We start from the raw sequence: 238 nt of genomic DNA, 5'->3' as shown, positions 1-238 counted from the left end.
CGCGACCACAAATGCTGCATTGTTGGCAAGGCCCCATTCCGGCCTAACTTGAGACCAATCTTTAGTACGGGCTATAAATCGCTGCTCTAATTGCTGTTCTGATAACTCTTTACCAGTTATCGCGAGTGTATGAGCGCGCTCTACTCGAGCCAGATGCGCTGCCTGCTTTAACCAGCGGGATAACTCTGTATCTATTTCGCCATAGGGGGTAATTGTTTCAGTGGTGGTATTATGCAGC

General features: G+C 48.7%; 1 protein-coding gene. It reads right to left on the bottom strand.

Features of this window, described 5'->3' with window-relative positions:
• On the bottom strand, positions 1–238 hold a 238-nt coding region (locus tag CWC11_RS20610), incomplete at both ends, for a putative inorganic carbon transporter subunit DabA (RefSeq protein ID WP_138684163.1).

The organism is Pseudoalteromonas sp. S3178 (assembly GCF_005886985.1).
Classification (GTDB): domain Bacteria; phylum Pseudomonadota; class Gammaproteobacteria; order Enterobacterales; family Alteromonadaceae; genus Pseudoalteromonas; species Pseudoalteromonas carrageenovora.
Note: the sequence above shows the minus strand (reverse complement) of the source record. Positions and strands in the feature narration are given on the sequence as shown.